Origin of the sequence: Halarchaeum sp. P4 (assembly GCF_051195175.1) — an archaeon.
Lineage (GTDB): Archaea > Halobacteriota > Halobacteria > Halobacteriales > Halobacteriaceae > Halarchaeum.
On the sequence record NZ_JBNTKC010000001.1, the window covers coordinates 845,309 to 863,112 of the forward strand.

A 17,804-nucleotide genomic window follows, 5' to 3' on the forward strand; every position below is an offset into this window, starting at 1 on the left:
GTGGCCGTGAGGGCCGGGTCGAGACGAAACTCGATGCAGACCGGCTCGAGCGTGAGCCATGCCGGAGGCGGCCTGCACAGAGTTTCTTTCTCGACTGCACACCCTGAATTAACGGAGCTATAGTGATAAAGATGGCGGCCATTGGGCCGAGTCTACACATTGTACAATGTCCAAGAATCCTGCACACGGCGAGTAACTTTATTTATCCAGAATTCGTATGCAAAAATGCGAACGCGGGACGAGACCCGCGTCCCCCAACACGAGCGATCCCCCCATGACCCCCGTCGAAACCTCCGCTGTCGAGACCGAGAAGAACCGCTGTCAGGAATGTGGCGCCCGCGTCTCCCCGCACTGGCGACGCGTCTTCGGCAACAACGAGAACGAAGTCTACGGGTGTCCGCAGTGTACGAACAGCGTTGAGCGGCGGTGCGGGCACACGCGCGCCGCGAAGGATTCCGAAACCGAGCTCGGCGCACTCATCTAGAGTCGCTCGGCCAGCCACGACGCCAGCGCCTCGCGTCCGCCCGTGACCGCGTGCGTGACGTAGAACGTCGCGCAGGCGTTCCCCAGCGTCAACGCGTCCACAATCGGCCAGTCGGCCGCCAGCGCGTACGCCAGCCCGGCGCTGAACCGGTCGCCCGCGCCCGTGTACCGAGACGCGGACACCGGGAGGTTCGGACACCGCGTCACTCCCGACGAATCGACGGCGACGGCCTCGTCCTCCCCGTGGAGGACCGCCACCTCGAGGTCCGCGAGCTCGTGCAGGACCGACAGCCGCCCCGACTGCTCCGCCGGCCCTTCTCCCGCCTCCGTCACCGCCTCGGCGAGGAACGCCAGCTCCTCGTCGTTCACGCTCACCGCCACCCGCCAGTCGTCCAGCGCCGCGAGCGCGTCGAGGAACGGCGCGACGGCGCGCTCCTCGCACAGTGTCACGTCGCCCGGGTCGACCACGAGCCACCCGCCGCCGACGTCCCGCTCGGCGAGCTCCTCGAGCGCGAGCGTCCCCGCCTGGACGGACGCCCAGTTCGTCCAGACGACCGCGTCCGCCTCGAACGGCACGCCGAAGTCGTCGACGGCCCGCTCGAGGTCCGCAAGCGCCCAGTCCGCGATGTCCGGCGACTCCTCGGTGAACATCACCGCGTCGTCGACGAACTCGAAGACGGCGACGTCCGCGGGCTGCCCCATCGAATGCGTCTCACACTCGAGGTCGTCGAACACCGCGTGGTCGAGGTGGCCGTAGAGCGCGGTGTCGGCGCCGAGCGCCTGCGCCTGCCGCGCGGCGTTCACCGACTGACCGCCGGGCTCGGTGTCCTCGTGGTCGACGAGGAAGGACTTGGCGTGGCCCGTCGCGATGCGCTCGCCGAGATCCTCGCGGGACTCGACGTCCCCGGACGCGTCCTCGACCTCGTAGCGCCGGTCGACGCTCCCGTCCGGCAGGCACGTCACGGAGACGTCGGCGGCGTCGGCGAGTCGGTCGCGTATGTCCTCCATCTATTCGCTCGCCGCCGCGATTTCCTCGGCGGCTTCGAGGAAGCCGTCCGCGTAGGACGCCTCGGTGACGTAGTCGGCGGCCTCGCGGGCGTGGTCGTCGGCGTTCGCCACGGCGTAGGCGACCCCGACCTCCTCGAACATGTGGGCGTCGTTCTGTGAGTCCCCGACCGCCGCGAAGTCGGTGACGTCGTAGTCGAGGCGACGCGCGACGCTCCGGAGCGCCCGGCCCTTGCTCATCGTCGGGTCCTTCACGTGGTAGGCGTAGCCGGTGTCGACGACTTCGAGGCCCTGCTCAGCGGCGATGACCTCAAGCGGCTCGAGCGGCCGGTCGCGACTCACCGCGACCTCCGTCTCGCGCCACCGGTTCGTCAAGTCGAGCTCGCCCCAGCCGAGGTCGTACCCCCGAGATTCGTACTCATCGATGACGGCCTGCGCGCCCGTCCGGTCGCCGTGGACGACGAGGTCGTCACCGACGAGCGAGATACCGCCGTTCTCGGCGATGACCGTCCGCTCGATGCGGAGGAAGTGCGCGAGCGCCACCGGATAGGGGAAGGCCTTCCCCGTCGCGACGACGACGGGTGCCTCCCACTCCTGCAGGGGGGCGAAGACGCGCGGGTCGACGGCGCCGTCGCCGTCGGTCAGCGTGCCGTCGATGTCGACGGCGAGCGGTGGTACCATACTCGCGACTCGGGCGTGCGCGGACAAAAAGACGGCGTCACTCAGTCGTCGCCGTTCTCGCCCTCGAGCGCCGCCTCGAGCAGTTTCTCGTCGCGCTCGGTCTCGACGTCGAGGTCCGGTACTTCGGTCGGATGGCCGTCCTGGTCGACGGCGACGAAGACAAAGTAGGACTCGGTGGTCTGCTTCAGTTCGCCCGAGCGGGGGTTCTCGCCGAACGCCTGCAGGCGGACCTTCACGCTCGTCCGGCCGACGTCGTAGACGTACGCCTTGATGACGACGATGTCGCCCACCGGGACGGGGCGCATGAAGTCCATGTGGTCGATGCTCGCGGTGACGCACGTCTCGCCGGCGTGGCGCATCGCGCTCATCGCGCCCACCTCGTCCATCCACTTCATGACGTTGCCCCCGTGGACGGTCTCGTAGTTGTTCGCGTGGTTCGGCTGCACCCGGTTCCGGTTCTCTATATAGGTCTCCTCGACAGTCGCCATACCGAGCACTCCACCGCCACCACAAAGAACCCCGCGACGGCGGCAGGAAGAGCCAAGCGGGCGTTGTACCCTGCGGTACAGTTATGTCGAGTACTGTCGAATCGCCGACTCGATGCGCCCTCCACACGCACTCGCACTCGGGAGCGTCCTGCTCGTCGGGGTGGCCGCCGCCTGCCTGGCGGGCCCCGCCGTCGCCGCCGACCCCGTCGCGGCGACGAACGGAACCACCTACGAGCACGGCACCAGCATCGCCATCGACGTCGAAACGAACGGCAGTTACGCCCTCTACACCGCCGACGACGCGTTCGTCGCGGAGTTCGCCGCCGAGAACGGCACGGTCGTCGTCGACACCGGCGACCTCGAAAACGGCGACTACGTCCTGACGAACGCGTCCGAGGCGACGGTGTTCGCGTTCGGCGTCGAGGGCGCGCCGACCACGACGACCACCACGGAACCCGCGAAGACGACCAACGACACGGACCGCCCGGACGACAAGACGCTGAAACTCGAGGACGGCAGCACCTACGACGCCGGCGTGACACTCACCCGCGACGTCGCCGGCGACGAGTACACCCTCGAGACGACCGACGGCGAGTTCGTGATGGAACTCGCCGCCCAGAACGGCACGCTCACCGTCGAGACGGACGGTCTCGACGGCGAGTACGTCCTTCGGGACGCGGACGGGACCGCCGTCGCGACCTTCACGGTCGAGGCGACGGACGAGACGACGACTACGACGACCACCACGACGAGTTCGGCGTCCGTCTCGGACGGCGGCGACTCGGCAGGTGACGACGCGCCCCTCGACCAGACCGTTGCCGCCGAGAACGATAGCGTCTACTGGCAGGGGCTCACCCTCCGATTCGACGTCGACGCGGACCACGCGACCCTGCGAACGGCTGACGGCGCGTTCGTCGGGGAGTACGCCGCCGACAACGGCACCGTCACCGTCGAGACGGCCGGGCTCGATACCGGCGACTACTGGCTGAATGCCTCCGGGACCGTCCACTTCAGCGTCGCCCGCCAGTTCCTCGACGCGGCCGACCAGGGCGACACGCTCGGTGTCACGTCGAACCGGGCCGGCTACCCGCTCGTCCTCCAGTCGTCCGCGCTCAGCGACGAGCAGCTCCGCGTGCTCGTGCCCGCGAGCGAGACGCGCGACGGCCACGTCGTCGTGTCGAACCTGAGCCACGACGCCACGCTCGAGCTCGACGAGAGCGTCGTCGCCCCCGGCAACTACTCGGTGACGGCGGTCGCGGGCGACACCGGCGTCCGCGACGACGCCACCGTCACCGTGCGCGCGACGTCCGGCGGGTCGGCAACCAGCACCACGACTGGTCCCGCCGAGAACGGCGCGACGGGCGGGGCGAACACGACCAGCACGGCGACGAGCACGACCAGCGCCACAACCACGACCCCGCCGGCGACGAACGGCGGCTCGCCCGGGTTCGGCCTCGCCGCCAGCGCCCTCGCGCTCGGCGGCGCGGCGCTCCTCGCGCGGCGCGACTAAGTCTCTCTTTCTCAGACGCGCCACCCGCGCGGCGTGTCGTTCAGCCGCTCACAGCCGTCCGCGGTGACAACGACGAGGTCCTCGACGCGAACGCCCCAGCGACCTTCGAGATAGACGCCGGGTTCGACGCTGAACACCATTCCTTCCTCCAGCACGCGGTCGTTCCCGGCGACGATGTAGGGCTCCTCGTGGACGTCGAGGCCGACGCCGTGGCCGGTTCGGTGGACGAACGCCTCGCCGTAGCCCGCCGCCTCCAGCACGTCGCGGGCGGCGGCGTCGACGTCTTCGGCGGGGACGCCGGGTTCGACGGCGTCCACGGCGGCGTGATGGGCGTCCACGACGGCCTCGTGGGCTTCGGCGTAGCCCTCGGGCGGGTCGCCCGCGAAGACGACGGTGCGCGTCTGGTCGCTCGGGTAGTGATTGACGTGCGTCCCGAAGTCGAGCGTCACGGGGTCGCCCGCCCCGATTTCGCGCTCGCCGTGGCCGTGGTGGGGGTTCGCGGCGTTCGGCCCCGACGCGACGATGGGTTCAAAGGACGTGCCCGTCCCGCCGTGCGCGACGAGGCGCTCCTCGACGTAGCGCGCGAGTTCGCTCTCGGTCATCCCGACGGCGTCCGCGCCGAGGTCGCGGACGTCGCGCATCGCGGCGTCGGCCGCGCGGCCCGCCCGCCGGAGCGCATCGAGTTCGGCGTCGTCCTTCCGCACGCGCAACTCGGAGAGGACGGCGTCCGCGAGGGCGAACTCGCAGTCCGGCCGCACGTCGCGCAGGTCGAGCGTGAAGCGCGCGTGCATCGTCGGGTCGAGGAGTACCGTGCCGTCCTCGACGCCGCAGTCGGCGAGCGCGTCGTCGACGACCGCGAGCGGGTCGGCGTCGTCCACCCACGTCCGCACGTCGTCGACCCACGTCGCGTCCCGAACCTGCGCGCCGTAGAGTTCGGGGACGACGAAGACCGGGTCGCCCGACGCCGGGACGAACAGGAAGAAGTGGCGCTCGCCGGGCTCCTCGTGGACGCCGCCGAGGTAGTAGGTGTTCGGGCTCGGAAAGAGCGCGAGCGCCGCCGCGTCCCGCTCGCGGAGGCGGGCCTGTGCGGCGCGCGTGCGTCGTTCGAACGGTGAGTCGGACATACGCGAGTCGTCGGCCCGCGCGGGCAAGAAACCACGCCCGCGGGAATCGCGGGAGGGCGAGGTGGTGCCGACGAGGCCAGCCCATCACGTTTTTGCGCGTGCCGACCCGAACAGTGGGCGATGAGTTCTGGTCTCGGCTCTCGTTTCCTCGGCGCCATGAGCTCCCGCACGCAGGAGCTCATCGGCGGCATCCTCGGCTGTGTCGGCCTCCTACACTTCGTCGTCTGGATGTCGGCGGGCGGCGGCACCAGCGCGCTCGCCGACCTGCAGGCGGGGCAGTACTCCGTCGCCGCCACCCAGTTCGGCGGCTACGCGAGCGGCCACCCGGCCTACGTCGTCGCGTTCGTCGTCGGCGTCGGCGTCATCCTCGCCGCCCGGAAGTGAGCTCCGAGGGGAGTTGGCGCGGCGTCCTCGCCGTCGCGCTCTGGCAGGTGGTGGCGAGTCTCTGCTACTACTCGGCGTTCCCCGCGACGGACTCCTTCCAGACGGACTTCGGGCTGACGAGCCTGCAGGTCGGCCTCGTCATCACGACGCTCACCCTCGGGTACACGCTCTTCCTCTTCCCCGCGGGCGCGTTCGTTGACGCCTACGGCGACCGGCCGGCGATGGTCGTCGGCCTCGCCGGACTCGCGCTCGGCGCCGTCGGCGTCTCGCTCGCCACGAGCTATCCGACACTGCTCGTCGCCGTCTTCGTCCTCGGGTCGGCGTACGCGACGGCGATGCCCTCGACGAACATCGCGGTGGCCGAGCGCGCGCCGCGAGGCGCGTACAACCTCGCCGTCGGCGTGAAACAGGTCGGCGTCACCGCCGGCTCCGCGCTCGCCGCGTTCGTCGTCGCCGGCCTCGCGGCGTTCGCGCTCGACTGGCAGGTCGGATTCCTCCTCGCCGCGGGCGCGGCCGGCGTCGTCGCGCTCGGCTTCCTCCTCGTCTACGAGGGCGCGGGCGGCACCGGCGACGTGGGCTTCCCGGACGTTCGGGCGCTCTGGGGGAACCGGGCGCTGATGGCGCTCGCCGCAGGCGGGTTCTTCATCGGCGCCGCCATCTTCACGACGACGGGCTACGCCGTCCCCTACCTCGAGAACGACACGACGGCGTCGAAGGCGACGGCGGGCCTCGTCCTCGGCCTCACGCAGGTCACGGGGAGCGTCGGCCGCATCGGCGCCGGCTGGGTCGCGGACCGGGTGCGCGGCACCGCCGCCGTCGCCTCCATTCGCGTGCTCAACTGGCAGACCGGCGTCGGCGCCGTCGCGATGGCCGCGATTCCGCTGCTCGCGATGCCGGGGGCCGCCGTCGGTTTCGCGATTCTGGGAGTGAGCCTCCTCGGCGTCACCGGCCTCTATCACGGCGCGCTCGTCGCGCTCGCCGGTGACGGGGAGTCCGGCGCGGCGACTGCCGCCGGCCAGACCACCATCAACCTCGGCGGCCTCCTCGTCCCCCCGACGTTCGGATGGCTGGCCGACACCGCGGGCTACGCCGCCGGCTGGAACCTCCTCGCCGTCTGCGTCGCCGCCGGAGTCGCCTGCGCACTCGTCGCCGGCCGCCTCACGGACTGAATAACTGTTAGATTTTCTATGGGTGCGCGGTGGGGTTTAACCGTCCGTCTCCCCTTCGTCCCACCGACATGTACAAGCCCGGGCATTACGGCGTCTCCCTGCTCGTGTACGCCCCGGTGTTCGCCGCCCTCCTGGTCGCCGGCTACGACGCCCTCGCCCTCCTCGGCGGCGTCGCGATGCTCGCGCTCGCGACCGTCCCCGACTACGACCAGCGCGTGCCGTTCGTGAAACACCGCGGCGTCACCCACACGTTCGCGTTCGCGTGGCTGGTCGGCGCGGCGCTCGGGGGCGCGGCCCTCCTCCTCCCCGCGGACGGCCAGAACCGCGTCCTCCTCGCCGGCGTCGGCTTCGGCGTCGGCGTCCTCGGAATTCTCGCCCACCTCGCCGGCGACGTCCTCACGCCAGCGGGTATTCGGCCGCTCTGGCCGTTCACGAAGAAGAAATACACCCTCTCGCTCTGGACGGCCGACGACACGCTCGCGAACTACGGCCTCCTCGCCGCCGGCGCGTTCGTCACCGCCGTCGCCTACCTCCTCCTCGCCTGAGAGCGGGTCGCGCGACTTTTCTCCCTGCGGTCCCTCGTCCGACGCGTGACACCGACGACGACCGGGACGTTCCGGGTGCGCTCGCGCCGTCCCGACGGCACGCTCCGCTGCGTCGACCTCTCGGACGGCGAAGCCGTCGACGTCGCGCCCACCGAGGGCCTCCTGCCCGGCTATCGCTTCACCGCCGACCTCGCGTGGGAGGACGGAACTGCCCGCGTCGTCGACGTCGACGTCGAGGACCGGACGCTGTTCGCCTACGGCGAGGGCGTCGCCAACCTCTTCGAAGTCGCCCTCGACACGTGGGAGGAAGCCCGCCACGAGGGGCTCGGCGTGAACGCCCGCCCCACCTACGACACCGGCGGCGACCCGAACGGGGCCGTCTACACGTTCGCCGAGCAGGCCGGCGAGCGCGACGTCTACGCGGAACTCCGGGACGGCACCGCGCCGCTCGAACCGCTCCTGGAGCGCTTCCGGGACGGCGAGGACGGCTTCGACGCGCCGAACGAGGTGTTCGTCCTCCGACCCGCCACCCACCAGTTCGTCCTCGTCGCCCTCGTCGCCGAGAAGGGCGGCACCTACGCCGACACGATGCGCGACACCTACGGCTGTCCCCGCCCCACCGAGGACTGACCGCTCAGTCGCCCTCCGCGAGCCGCACCAAGTCCGCGAGCGTCCGGTTCACCGGCGCCGGCAGCCCCGCGTCCTCGGCGCGCGACACCACCGCACCGTGGAGCGCCTCGACCTCCGTCTTCCTGCCCGCCTCGACGTCCTGCCGCATCGAGGAGCGGTTCGACGCCGTGCGCGCCGCGACGGTCAGCGTTTCCTCGACCGGGTCCCCGACGTCGATTCCCTCGTGACGGGCGACCCGGGCCGCCTCCGCGACTGCGCGCCGGACGAGGCGTTCGCCCGACTCCGTCTCGGCGAGCGCGCCGTTCTCGACGCGCGCGAGCGCCGTCGCCGCGTTGATGCCGACGTTCACGAGCACCTTCCGCCAGAGTGCGCGCGGCACGTCGTCCACAACGTCCGTCTCCACGCCCGCGAGCGACAGCGTCGTCGCGAGCGTCCGCACGGACGCGTCGTTCAGCGCGAAGTACTTCCCGAGGCGCGTCTCGCCCCGGCCCGCGTGCCGGACCACGCCCGAGCCTTCAAGGGTGGCGCCGTGACTCGTCGTCCCCGCGAGCACGCGCTCCTCCGGGACGTACTCCGCGAGCGTCGCCGCGTTCCCGAGGCCGTTCTGGAACGTCGCGACCGCCGCGTCCACGAGCGCGCCCCGCCACGTCGAGAGCGCGTCCGCGGTGTCGTAGCTCTTCACGCAGACGAGCACGTAGTCGCAGGGCGGCGCGGCGAGCGGGTCCGTCACCACCGGCACGTCCACCGTCTCCGCCGCCCCGTCCGGGTGGACGAGACGGAGGCCGTCGTCCTCGACGGCCGCGACGTGCGCGCTCTCCCGGCCGAACAACACCGTCTCCGTCTCGCTCGCCGCGAGCAGGCCCGCGAACAGCGACCCCATCGAACCCGCGCCGAGCACGCCGATGCGCATACGCCGAGATACGGGTGGCGCGGGTTAGTTCCACTCCATTCGGTCGCCGTCCGCGAGCGAAACTATTTCCGCTCGGCACCAGAAGAACGGGCGAATGCACGGCGGGCGACCCACCGACGAGTCGACGCGCGAGGAGCGCCGCGACCGGGGACAACTCCTCCTCATCGCCGGCCTCGGCATCGCCGTCGCGTTCGTCGCGCTCGCTCTCGTCGTCAACAGCGTCGTCTTCACGCACAACCTCGCGACGCGCCCCGCGCCGGACGGCGGCGAAGCAATGGAGTACCAGCACATCGTCGTCGAGGGTGTCGGCGGCGTCGTCTCCGAGACGAACTCCCACCACTACACCGGTCACGGCAACCTCCGCGACGCCCTCCGCGGCGACGTCCAGGTGTGGTCAAACCTCACACTCCATCACTACGGTGCCTTCGGCACGCTGACGAACGTCTCCGTCCACGACGTCACGAACGGGACGAGCATCCACCAGGCCACGGCGCGTTCGTTCACCGACCGCGGCGGCAAGGAGTCGTGGACGCTGTTCAGCGGCGCGAACGGTGCGCGGCGCTTCAAGATGAACGTCACCGACACCACCGGACCGCTCACCGTCGAGACTGGGTTCGCGGACGGAAGCACGGTCTCCGTCACCGTCGAGGAGGACGCCAGCGGCAACATCCAGGTCACCAACAGCGGCACTGGCCAGACCTGCTCGGCATCCGCGCCCGCCACCGTCGACTTCTCGAACGCGAGCGTCGACGGCGCGCACTGCTCGGCGCTCGACTTCTTCGGCTCCGGCACCGTCTCGGAACTCGGCTTCTCGAATGGCGACGCCGTCACCGGGCGCTACGTCGTCGTGGCGAACGCCACGCCCGAGGGCCTCTACACGAGCGAGAACTACACCGACCACTACTACACCGCCGACTCGCCCTCGCCGTACGCGCTCCCCGCCGTCTACGCCGCAACCCTGAACGTCACCTATCGCGGCCCCGACGTCACCTACGCGACGCGCGTCCGCGTCCGACCGAACGCCACGCCACAGGGCCCGCGCTACGGCGTCGTCCCGCTTCGGGGCCAACTCGTCTTCTCGTTCGCCAACGACCCGAAGAACCTCGCGACGGTCGACGCCCTCGGCGGCATCAGCCGCTTCGCGCCCACGAACGCCAGCGTCATCGGGCCGCGAAAGTACGACTTCACCGACGACAGCGTCCAAGACGTCCCGTACGTCGACAGCGCGCAGGCCGTCCACATCGCGAACGCGAGCGGGACGATGGAACTGACGACGGGCGCGGACGCCACGAAGTCGCTCCTCGCCGTCGGGTCGTGGAACAACACCCACCCCTCCATCTTCTACACGTCGGGCGACACCGTTTACCGGGTGCGGCCCGGGACGGCCTCCGAATCAGTCTTCTCGGACACGAACGACGGCGTCTCCGCCGTCGCCGGCGTCGGGGACATCGACGGCGACGGGGCTGACGAGTTCGTCTACGTCGACGACAGCCAGCAGTTGCGCTACCTCGAAAACGACGGCTCGCTCCACAAGGTGGACAACGGGGGCGCCGGCGCGAGCACCGGACTCGGCGTCGGCGCGCCCGTCGACGTCGACGGGGACGGGCACGCGCGCGTCCCGATGGTTGACGGGTCGAACAACCTCTGGCTCGTCGGCGCGAACAGCAGAACGAAGGTCCTCTCGGGGAACGTTGATAAGTCGCCGGTGGCGGCGTACGACGCGGACGGCGACGGCCAACTCGAACTCCTCTACTTGAACAACGGCCAGATATGGTACGCCGACCACGTGCTCGGGAGCCCGACCCGTCACCAGTTCGAGAACGCGAGCGGCGGTGCAATCGTCGCCGACAAGGCGACGGGCGTCGCCTGACGCTCCCTAGCTCTCGATTTCGCGGAAGGCGTCCTCGAAGTCCCCGACGTCGGAGAGGGAGTCCTGCACTTGCGCTTCGAGGTCGGCTTTGCGCTGCTGGAGGTGCTGGTAGGCCGCGTTGCTCTCGCGCTCGTCGCTGGAGAGTTCGGACTCGAGCGTCGCGACTTTCGCCGAGACCGCGAAGTACTCCTGCAGATCGTCGTTGTACTCGGAGCGCGCGAGCAGGTTCTCGACGACGTCGAGGACGTCCTCGCGGGTCACCGGCTTCACGAGGTACTCGTCGAACGGCATGTCGACGATGTCCTCGTCGGGTTCGACGGCGGTGAGCATCGAGACGCGCACCTCGTAGCCGGCGTCGCGGATACGGTCGAGTACGTCGCCGCCCGACATATCGGGCATCCGGCGGTCGAGGAGGACGACGTCGACGTCCTCGTCGATGTCCTCGATGGCGCTCTCGCCGTTGTAAGCCGTGCGTACGTCGTACTCCTCGCCGAGCCAGATCGCGTAGGTGTCCGCGAGGTCCTGGTCGTCGTCGACGGCGAGCACGGTCGGGCGCTCCTCCTCGTCAGTGGCCTCGGCGCGGGAGCGCTCGCCGTGGGCCGGAGCGTCAGGTGACATGGTGGGGGGAATCCGTCTTCGCCTAGAAGATAGGGTCCCGCGATGGTATAGTCTTGTGGCCTCACGTCACGCCCGCGGGAGCGTGACTTCGAATATCGCGCCTTCGGGCTCGTTGTCCCGGACGGCGACGTCGCCGCCGTAGCTCTCGACGATTTCCTTCACGAGGTAGAGGCCGAACCCCGAACCCGGGCTCTGGAGACCCTTCATCCCCTTGTCGAAGACGTGCGGTTTCTCCTCGTCGGGGACGCCGGGACCGTTGTCCCGGACGATGACGGCGACTTCGTCGTCGCGGACGTCGGTCACGACGGTCACGACGGGGTGGTCCTTGTCGTTGTGCTGGACGGCGTTCGTCAGGAGGTTCTCGAGGAGTTCGGGGAGGAGGTCGTCGGCCTGCACGGCGACGTCGGGGTAGCCGTCCTCGACGTCGACGGTGACGTGGTCGTAGGCCGAACGGGTCTTCTCGACCTCCGACTCGAGGACGTCGTCGAGCGCGACGGTGCGGAGTTCGTGCTCCTCGTCCTCGACGATGGCCTTCATGAACGAGCGCATCGTCTCGACGAGGTCGATCATGTCGTCGACACGGGTGGCGACCGTCCGACGGTGGTCCGCGTAGGCCTCGTCGACGTGGCCCTCGAGCAGTTCGAGGCGGGCCTGCACGACGTTCATGCCGTTGAGGAGGTTGTGCCGGAGGATGCGGTTCATGAACTCGAGGCGCTCGCGTTCCTCGCGGGCCTCGCGCTCCTGGTCGAGGCGGGCGAGCGTCTCCGCGACGTGCGTCCCGAGCAGGTCGCCGATGGAGCGGTCGCGGTCGTCGAAGGCACCGTCGGGGCCGCCGAGTTGGATGGCCCCCCGGTCGTCGACGGGGATGGTGAGGACGCTCATCGAGTCGATGCGGGTGACGGTGGTGGTCCCGCCGGCCTGCGCGGCTTCGACGGCGTCAGCGTCGAGCATCCCCTCGGTGCCGCGCGTCTCGACGAGGTCGCCGTCCGCGACGAGGCAGCCGTAGTCGTGCGTGAGCGTCTCGGCGGCGGCGTCCATCGCGACGTCCGCGACTTCCCCAGTGTCCTGAGCGTTCGCGAGTTCGGAGACGACGCCGTGGAGGTACTCGATGCGGTCCTTGTCCGCGACTTCCTTGTGGAGGCGCTTGCGCTCGGTGATGTCGGTGTAGACGGCGTAGGCCTCCTCGCCGTCAGCGAGCGGGATGAGGCGCATGAGGAACTCGCGGCGCTCGTCGGCGCTTTCGCGGACGACCTCGGCCTGGAAGGACTCGCCGCGCCGGACGCGCTCGTTGAAGTCCCGTGCGCGCGTCGCCGCGTCGTCCTCGGGGACGATGAGGTCGTCGAGCGAGCGCCCGACCGCCTCGGCCTCTTCAATGCCGAACGTCCGCTCGAAGGCGCTGTTGACGTCCTCGACGAGCGGGTCGCCCTCGTGGAAGTCGATGCGGACGACGCAGTCGGTGGTGCTGTCGAAGAGCGAGGAGAGCCGGTCGCGCTCGGTGGCGAGCTCGGCTTCGCGGCGCTCCTGTCTGGCGTCGTAGACGCCGACGATGAGGCCGAGGACGGAGGCGGCGATGACGGTGTCGGCGGCGGTGACGTAGGGCTTGATGTCCTGCTGGAGGAAGAGCTGGATGCCGAACACCCAGACGTAGAGGGCGACGGCGGCGACGAACACCGTGAGGCTCCACGAGACGACGGTGCTGACGTACTCGTCCTCCCACTTGCTGAAGACGAACCAGAACGCCGCGCCGACGAGGACGGCGGCGCAGACACCGGGGAGGGCGTTCTCGAGCAGGGTCGAGTAGAACGGCTTCCCCTGCTGGAGGACGGCGTCGGCGTAGACGTCGTAGAGTGGCACGACGAGGGCACCGACGCCGAGGACGCCGAGAAGAGCGGGGCCGAACCGCCCGAAGAGCCGACGAAAGGCGCTCATGTCAGCGAACACGCGTGCTGGCGCCCAAAAGGTTGTGGCACACCGTGAACCCGAGGACAGTATTCACCATCATGAAACGGCATCCTTCCCCGTTCTACATTCCTGTGGCAACACTCGGGTGTTCCGGGGATTTAACTACAGTGGTACTCAATGACGGGGTATGGAGTTACACGGACGGAGCGTCCGACAGGACGTTCGGGAGTTAGGCGACTTACTGGGGGACGCAGTCGAGCGGCACGCGTCGAGCGAGGCCTTCGAGGCTGTCGAGGCCGCTCGAAACGCCGCCATCGACTACCGGCAGGGCGACGCGTCCGACCGCGCGGAACTGCGCCGCATTCTCGCGGAGAACGACGAAGTGGTCAACGCCTCGGTCGCCCGCGCGTTCACGACGTATTTCGAATTAGTGAACCTCGCCGAGGAGCGCGAGCGCGTCCGCTCGCTCCGGGAGGGCGAGGACGAAGGCACGCTCGCGGACAGCCTGCCGGCGGCCGTCGAGCGGCTTGCGGCCGACGGCGCGGACCCCGAGGAGGTTCGGGACGTCCTCGAGGCCGTCCGCGTCGTCCCGACCTTCACCGCCCACCCGACCGAGGCGCGCCGAAAGACGATTAAGGCGACGCTCGTCCGGGTGACCGACCTGCTCGAGGAACTCGACCAGCATCGGCTCACCCGGCGCGAGACCGCGAACAAGCTCGCGCGCCTCGAGGCGCTCGTCGAGAGCCTCTGGACGACCAAGCAGGTCCGGGACCGCCGGCCCGAGCCGTTCGACGAGGCGCGCAACGTCCAGTGGTACCTCGAGAACGTCATCTTCGACCAGGTCCCCGAGGTCTACGCCCGCCTCGAGGACGCCCTCGAGGAGCACTACGAGGACCCGCCCGAAGTCCCCGAAATCCTCGACTTCCGCTCGTGGGCCGGCAGCGACCGGGACGGCAATCCCTTCGTCACCCCCGAGGTCACGACCAAGACCCTCGAGCGCCAGCGCGACCTCGTCGTCGAGAACTATCGGGAGGCCCTCGACGATATCTCGGGCGTGCTCAGCCAGGACGCCTCCCGGATGGACCTCACCGCCGTCGAGGAGTCACTCGACCGGGACGCCGAGCGCGTCCCCTCGCTCGTCTCCGGCGCGCGCGAACGCTATCCCGACGAGCCGCTCCGCCAGAAGATTCTGATAATGTGGCGCCGCCTCGGCCGCATCACGGACGTCCGGCCCGGCGGCTACGACGACCACGAGGCCTTCCTCGAGGACATCGACGTCGTCGAGGACGCCCTTCGTGCGAACGGCGCCGACCGCATCGCCGACGAATACATCGACCCGCTCGAACGGCAGGTCCGCACCTTCCGCTTCCACCTCGCCAGCCTCGACCTTCGTGACCACCAGGAGATGCACACGGGCGCACTCGAGGAGGCCTTAGAGCGCGAGGGCGTCGACTACGCGGGGATGGACGAGGACGAGCGCGTCGAGTTCCTCACCGAAGCCACCCTCCAGGAGGACCCCGTCCTCGACCTGACCGACACCGAGGGACTGAGCGACGACGCCGCGCGCGTCCTCTCGCGCTTCGACGCGCTCGGCGACTGGCACGCCGAGTACGGCGAGGAAGCCATCGACACTTACTGCATCAGCATGACCGAGCGCCCGAGCCACGTGCTCGAGGTGCTCTTCCTCGCCGACCAGGGCGGCGTCGTCTCCCTCCCCGAGCACTGCGGGCTCGACGTCGTTCCGCTGCTCGAAACCGAGTCCGCGCTCGCGAACGCCCGCGAGACCATGGAGACGCTCTTCGACAACGACGCCTACGGCGCCGCCCTCGAAGCCCGCGGCACCGTCCAGGAGGTGATGCTCGGGTATTCGGACTCGAACAAGGAGAACGGCTTCCTCGCCGCCAACTGGGCGCTCAACGAAGCCCAGCGGAAGCTCGCGACGATCACCGATGACCTCGGGGTCGAGTTGCGGCTTTTCCACGGTCGCGGTGGCTCGATTTCGCGTGGCGGCGGTCCGATGAACGAGGCGTTGCTCGCCCTCCCGCCAGAAACGGTCACGGGCGAAGTGAAGTTCACCCAACAGGGCGAGTCCATCGCCGAAACCTACGGCAACCCGTACATCGCCCGGCGGAACCTCGAGCAGATGCTGAACGCGCAGATCCGCGCGCGCCACGACGCGGTGTCACGCGGGGACTCCCGCGACGTCCACGACCCCGGCTCGGACATCGACGCCGAGTGGGAGGAGGCGATGCAGACGATGGCGACGGCCGCCCGCGAGGCGTACGTCGACCTCCTCGGAACTGACGGGTTCGTTCAGTACTTCGAGCAGGCGACGCCGATTACGGTCATCGAGGAACTGAACATGGGCTCGCGGCCCGCGAGTCGCTCCGAAGAGCGGAGCGTCGAGGACCTGCGCGCGATTCCGTGGGTGTTCTCGTGGACGCAGAGTCGGTGTATCGTCCCCGGCTGGTTCGGCCTCGGCACCGGCATCCAGGCCTACCTCGATTCGGGTGGCGACGTCGAGACGCTCCGCGAGATGTACGATGAGTGGGCGTTCTTCCGGACGATGCTCGACCGGGCGTCGATGGCGCTCGCGCGCACCGAGATGGAGATCGCCGAAGAGTACGCCGCTCTCGCCGACGAGGAGTTGCGCGAGCGCATCTTCCCCACCATCGAGTCCGAGTACGAGCGCTCCACGAACGTCGTCCTCGACATCACCGAGCAGGACTCGCTCATCTCCCGCGGCTGGCTCGAGGAGAGCCTCGAACGCCGCAACCCCTACGTCGACCCGCTCAACTTCCTCCAGGTGAACCTCCTGCGCCGGAGCCACCGTACCGAGGAGGCCGAGCGCACCCTCCGGCTCAGCGTCAAGGGCATCGCCGCCGGCATGAAGAACACCGGATAGACGACCGCTCGGAGGTGTGTCGTGTCCCCCGGTCGCCGCGCGTCGACCGCGTCGCGCGAGCGCGGCACCCGGGGTGAGGCCGCTCCCTTTTGTGCGACGCGCGTGACCGATGAACCAATGGTCTTCCGCCGTCGCTTCCTCCAGTCGCTTGCCGGCGTCGGCTCGATACCCGTCGCCTCGACGCTCTACGACCAGCACGACGGCGGCGACGGCGGCGGGACGGGCGACGCGGCGCGCGGTGGACAGGTCACGCACGGCTCCGCCGACCTGAACGCGAGCGACACCGGCGACGACGCGCCGAAACAGCCACCGTCCAGAAAACCGGACTCGCGCGTCCACCTGATGCCCGCGCCCGAGACGGCGACGCCGACGGAACAGGGCAGCGTCGAGCGCTGGCTCTACACGTCCAGCCTCCCGGGCCCGACGATTCGCGTCCGCGAGGGGGACGTCGTCGCCGTGACAGTGCGCAACCACCTGCCGCAGGGGACGACGGTCCACTGGCACGGCCTCCCCGTCGCGAACGCGATGGACGGCGTCCCGCGCGTCACGCAAGCGCCCATCGGGAAGGGCAAGACGTTCACCTACAAGTTCCGCGCGGAACCCGCCGGCACCTACCTCTACCACAGCCACACGAGCCTCCAGCAGGACTGGGGACTCAGCGGCGCGCTCGTCGTCACGAAGAACCCCGTCTCGCGCGCCGACGCGAACGACCGGGTGTTCGTCCTCGACGACTATCGGGACTCGAAGCCGTCGATGGGCGTCGCCGACCCGTCGCCACCGGAGTACGCGGGCTACCTCGCGAACGGCACACTCCCGAGCGACTACCACACCTACGACGTCCCCGAGAACGAACACGTCCGCCTGCGCTTCCTGAACGCCGGGTCCGCGACGACGTTCCGCGTGCGCGTCGCCGGCCACACGATGGCCGTCACGCACGCCGACGGCCGGCCCGTGAGTCCGGTGGAGGTGGACGCCCTCGACATCGCACCGGGCGAGCGCTACGACGCCGACCTCCACACGACGAACCCGGGGTCGTGGTTCGTCGAGGCCGCGCCGCTCGGCGACCCGGACGCGACGCCGGCGCGCGCCGCGATTCGCTACCACGGCGAGCAGCAGGACGCCGAGCCGGACTCACCCAGCGGGTCGCCGTCGTCCGTGCTCGCTTACGGCGACCTGCACGCCACCGACCGCATCGGCGTCGCCGGCCGGCCCGACCGCACCTTCGACCTCGACATCACCGAATCGGGCCGGCGCTGGCAGGTGAACGGCCAGTCCTACCCGCACGCCGACCCGCTGGCCGTCACGCCCGGCGAGCACGTGCGCCTCTCCGTGACGAACGAGACGGGCGTCGACCACCCGATGCACCTCCACGGCCACTTCTTCCGCGTCGGGAACGCCGTCAAGGACACCGTCCGCGTCCCCGCCGGCACCACCCGCACGCTCGACTTCGCCGCGGACAACCCCGGCGACTGGCTGTTCGCCTGCCAGAACCCCTACCACTTCCAGTCCGGGCTCGGGCGCGTCGTTCGCTACGCCTGACACGCGGAAACCCGGTGGTCTCTCCGGGTTCCGCCGGCCTT

Annotated in this window: 16 protein-coding genes; 9 read left to right on the forward strand and 7 right to left on the reverse strand. The window is 69.8% G+C overall.

Annotated features, from left to right (window positions below; all coding sequences use genetic code 11):
- The first annotated feature begins 274 nt into the window (after nt 1–274).
- Nucleotides 275–484 carry a DUF7563 family protein gene (locus ACQUS8_RS04580; RefSeq protein ID WP_435097576.1) on the forward strand — a complete coding sequence of 70 codons (210 nt, stop codon included), beginning with the start codon at nt 275–277 and terminating at the stop codon, nt 482–484.
- Here the strand turns inward: ACQUS8_RS04580 and ACQUS8_RS04585 are convergent.
- From ACQUS8_RS04585 to ACQUS8_RS04595, 3 genes are read right to left on the reverse strand one after another with little or no spacing between them, the layout of a single operon-like run.
- The gene (locus ACQUS8_RS04585; RefSeq protein ID WP_435097579.1) at nt 481–1,491 is read right to left on the reverse strand and encodes a carbohydrate kinase family protein; all 1,011 of its coding nucleotides are present in this window, start codon (nt 1,489–1,491) and stop codon (nt 481–483) included. The two genes, ACQUS8_RS04580 and ACQUS8_RS04585, sit on opposite strands and share 4 nt — an antisense overlap.
- Nucleotides 1,492–2,169 (reverse strand): phosphoglycolate phosphatase, encoded by a 678-nt coding sequence (locus tag ACQUS8_RS04590; RefSeq protein WP_435097582.1) that lies wholly within the window; start codon nt 2,167–2,169, stop codon nt 1,492–1,494.
- Nucleotides 2,170–2,210: 41 nt separating this feature from the next.
- Nucleotides 2,211–2,657 carry an acyl-CoA thioesterase gene (locus tag ACQUS8_RS04595; RefSeq protein ID WP_435097584.1) on the reverse strand — a complete coding sequence of 149 codons (447 nt, stop codon included), beginning with the start codon at nt 2,655–2,657 and terminating at the stop codon, nt 2,211–2,213.
- Between the two features lie 112 nt (nt 2,658–2,769).
- Between ACQUS8_RS04595 and ACQUS8_RS04600 the strand changes: the two genes are divergently transcribed.
- Nucleotides 2,770–4,167 (forward strand): hypothetical protein, encoded by a 1,398-nt coding sequence (locus ACQUS8_RS04600; protein ID WP_435097587.1) that lies wholly within the window; start codon nt 2,770–2,772, stop codon nt 4,165–4,167.
- Between the two features lie 11 nt (nt 4,168–4,178).
- Here the strand turns inward: ACQUS8_RS04600 and ACQUS8_RS04605 are convergent, their stop codons facing one another.
- Entirely contained in the window at nt 4,179–5,291 is a 1,113-nt protein-coding gene (locus tag ACQUS8_RS04605; protein ID WP_435097590.1) for a M24 family metallopeptidase, read from the reverse strand.
- Nucleotides 5,292–5,411: 120 nt separating this feature from the next.
- Here ACQUS8_RS04605 and ACQUS8_RS04610 point away from each other — a divergent pair, with 120 nt between their 5' ends.
- From ACQUS8_RS04610 to ACQUS8_RS04625, 4 genes are all read left to right on the forward strand, one after another.
- Nucleotides 5,412–5,675: a hypothetical protein gene (locus ACQUS8_RS04610; protein WP_435097593.1), complete on the forward strand. Its 264-nt coding sequence runs from the start codon at nt 5,412–5,414 to the stop codon at nt 5,673–5,675.
- Complete coding sequence (locus tag ACQUS8_RS04615) at nt 5,672–6,844, forward strand: MFS transporter (RefSeq protein ID WP_435097596.1); 1,173 nt, start codon at nt 5,672–5,674, stop codon at nt 6,842–6,844. The genes ACQUS8_RS04610 and ACQUS8_RS04615 overlap by 4 nt, the downstream gene beginning before the upstream one ends.
- A 68-nt stretch (nt 6,845–6,912) precedes the next feature.
- Entirely contained in the window at nt 6,913–7,389 is a 477-nt protein-coding gene (locus tag ACQUS8_RS04620; protein ID WP_435097599.1) for a metal-dependent hydrolase, read from the forward strand.
- 45 nt (nt 7,390–7,434) lie between these two features.
- Complete coding sequence (locus tag ACQUS8_RS04625) at nt 7,435–8,019, forward strand: DUF6663 family protein (RefSeq protein ID WP_435097602.1); 585 nt, start codon at nt 7,435–7,437, stop codon at nt 8,017–8,019.
- Between the two features lie 4 nt (nt 8,020–8,023).
- On the opposite strand, the gene ACQUS8_RS04630 is transcribed toward ACQUS8_RS04625, so the two are convergent.
- Nucleotides 8,024–8,929: a ketopantoate reductase family protein gene (locus ACQUS8_RS04630; protein ID WP_435097605.1), complete on the reverse strand. Its 906-nt coding sequence runs from the start codon at nt 8,927–8,929 to the stop codon at nt 8,024–8,026.
- A gap of 94 nt (nt 8,930–9,023) precedes the next feature.
- Between ACQUS8_RS04630 and ACQUS8_RS04635 the strand changes: the two genes are divergently transcribed.
- On the forward strand, nt 9,024–10,799 hold the full coding sequence (locus tag ACQUS8_RS04635; RefSeq protein ID WP_435097608.1) for an FG-GAP repeat domain-containing protein: 1,776 nt from the start codon (nt 9,024–9,026) through the stop codon (nt 10,797–10,799).
- A 6-nt stretch (nt 10,800–10,805) separates the two neighbouring features.
- On the opposite strand, the gene ACQUS8_RS04640 is transcribed toward ACQUS8_RS04635, so the two are convergent.
- Both ACQUS8_RS04640 and ACQUS8_RS04645 read right to left on the reverse strand, forming a co-directional pair.
- Entirely contained in the window at nt 10,806–11,417 is a 612-nt protein-coding gene (locus ACQUS8_RS04640) for a response regulator (RefSeq protein WP_435097611.1), read from the reverse strand.
- A 66-nt stretch (nt 11,418–11,483) separates the two neighbouring features.
- On the reverse strand, nt 11,484–13,346 hold the full coding sequence (locus ACQUS8_RS04645; RefSeq protein ID WP_435097614.1) for an ATP-binding protein: 1,863 nt from the start codon (nt 13,344–13,346) through the stop codon (nt 11,484–11,486).
- Between the two features lie 160 nt (nt 13,347–13,506).
- On the opposite strand from ACQUS8_RS04645, the gene ppc reads away from it, so the two are divergent.
- Nucleotides 13,507–16,224 carry a phosphoenolpyruvate carboxylase gene (gene ppc / locus ACQUS8_RS04650; RefSeq protein WP_435097617.1) on the forward strand — a complete coding sequence of 906 codons (2,718 nt, stop codon included), beginning with the start codon at nt 13,507–13,509 and terminating at the stop codon, nt 16,222–16,224.
- Between the two features lie 117 nt (nt 16,225–16,341).
- Nucleotides 16,342–17,763, forward strand: a complete 1,422-nt coding sequence (locus tag ACQUS8_RS04655) for a multicopper oxidase family protein (protein ID WP_435097620.1) — start codon at nt 16,342–16,344, stop codon at nt 17,761–17,763.
- Nucleotides 17,764–17,804 lie beyond the last annotated feature (41 nt).

Coding starts and splice junctions, on each gene's coding strand:
- ACQUS8_RS04580 (WP_435097576.1), top strand. CDS start 275: ATGACCCCCGTCGAAACCTCCGCTGTCGAGACCGAGAAGAACCGCTGT.
- ACQUS8_RS04585 (WP_435097579.1), bottom strand. CDS start 1,491: ATGGAGGACATACGCGACCGACTCGCCGACGCCGCCGACGTCTCCGTG.
- ACQUS8_RS04590 (WP_435097582.1), bottom strand. CDS start 2,169: ATGGTACCACCGCTCGCCGTCGACATCGACGGCACGCTGACCGACGGC.
- ACQUS8_RS04595 (WP_435097584.1), bottom strand. CDS start 2,657: ATGGCGACTGTCGAGGAGACCTATATAGAGAACCGGAACCGGGTGCAG.
- ACQUS8_RS04600 (WP_435097587.1), top strand. CDS start 2,770: ATGCGCCCTCCACACGCACTCGCACTCGGGAGCGTCCTGCTCGTCGGG.
- ACQUS8_RS04605 (WP_435097590.1), bottom strand. CDS start 5,291: ATGTCCGACTCACCGTTCGAACGACGCACGCGCGCCGCACAGGCCCGC.
- ACQUS8_RS04610 (WP_435097593.1), top strand. CDS start 5,412: ATGAGTTCTGGTCTCGGCTCTCGTTTCCTCGGCGCCATGAGCTCCCGC.
- ACQUS8_RS04620 (WP_435097599.1), top strand. CDS start 6,913: ATGTACAAGCCCGGGCATTACGGCGTCTCCCTGCTCGTGTACGCCCCG.
- ACQUS8_RS04630 (WP_435097605.1), bottom strand. CDS start 8,929: ATGCGCATCGGCGTGCTCGGCGCGGGTTCGATGGGGTCGCTGTTCGCG.
- ACQUS8_RS04635 (WP_435097608.1), top strand. CDS start 9,024: ATGCACGGCGGGCGACCCACCGACGAGTCGACGCGCGAGGAGCGCCGC.
- ACQUS8_RS04640 (WP_435097611.1), bottom strand. CDS start 11,417: ATGTCACCTGACGCTCCGGCCCACGGCGAGCGCTCCCGCGCCGAGGCC.
- ACQUS8_RS04645 (WP_435097614.1), bottom strand. CDS start 13,346: ATGAGCGCCTTTCGTCGGCTCTTCGGGCGGTTCGGCCCCGCTCTTCTC.
- ppc (WP_435097617.1), top strand. CDS start 13,507: ATGGAGTTACACGGACGGAGCGTCCGACAGGACGTTCGGGAGTTAGGC.
- ACQUS8_RS04655 (WP_435097620.1), top strand. CDS start 16,342: ATGGTCTTCCGCCGTCGCTTCCTCCAGTCGCTTGCCGGCGTCGGCTCG.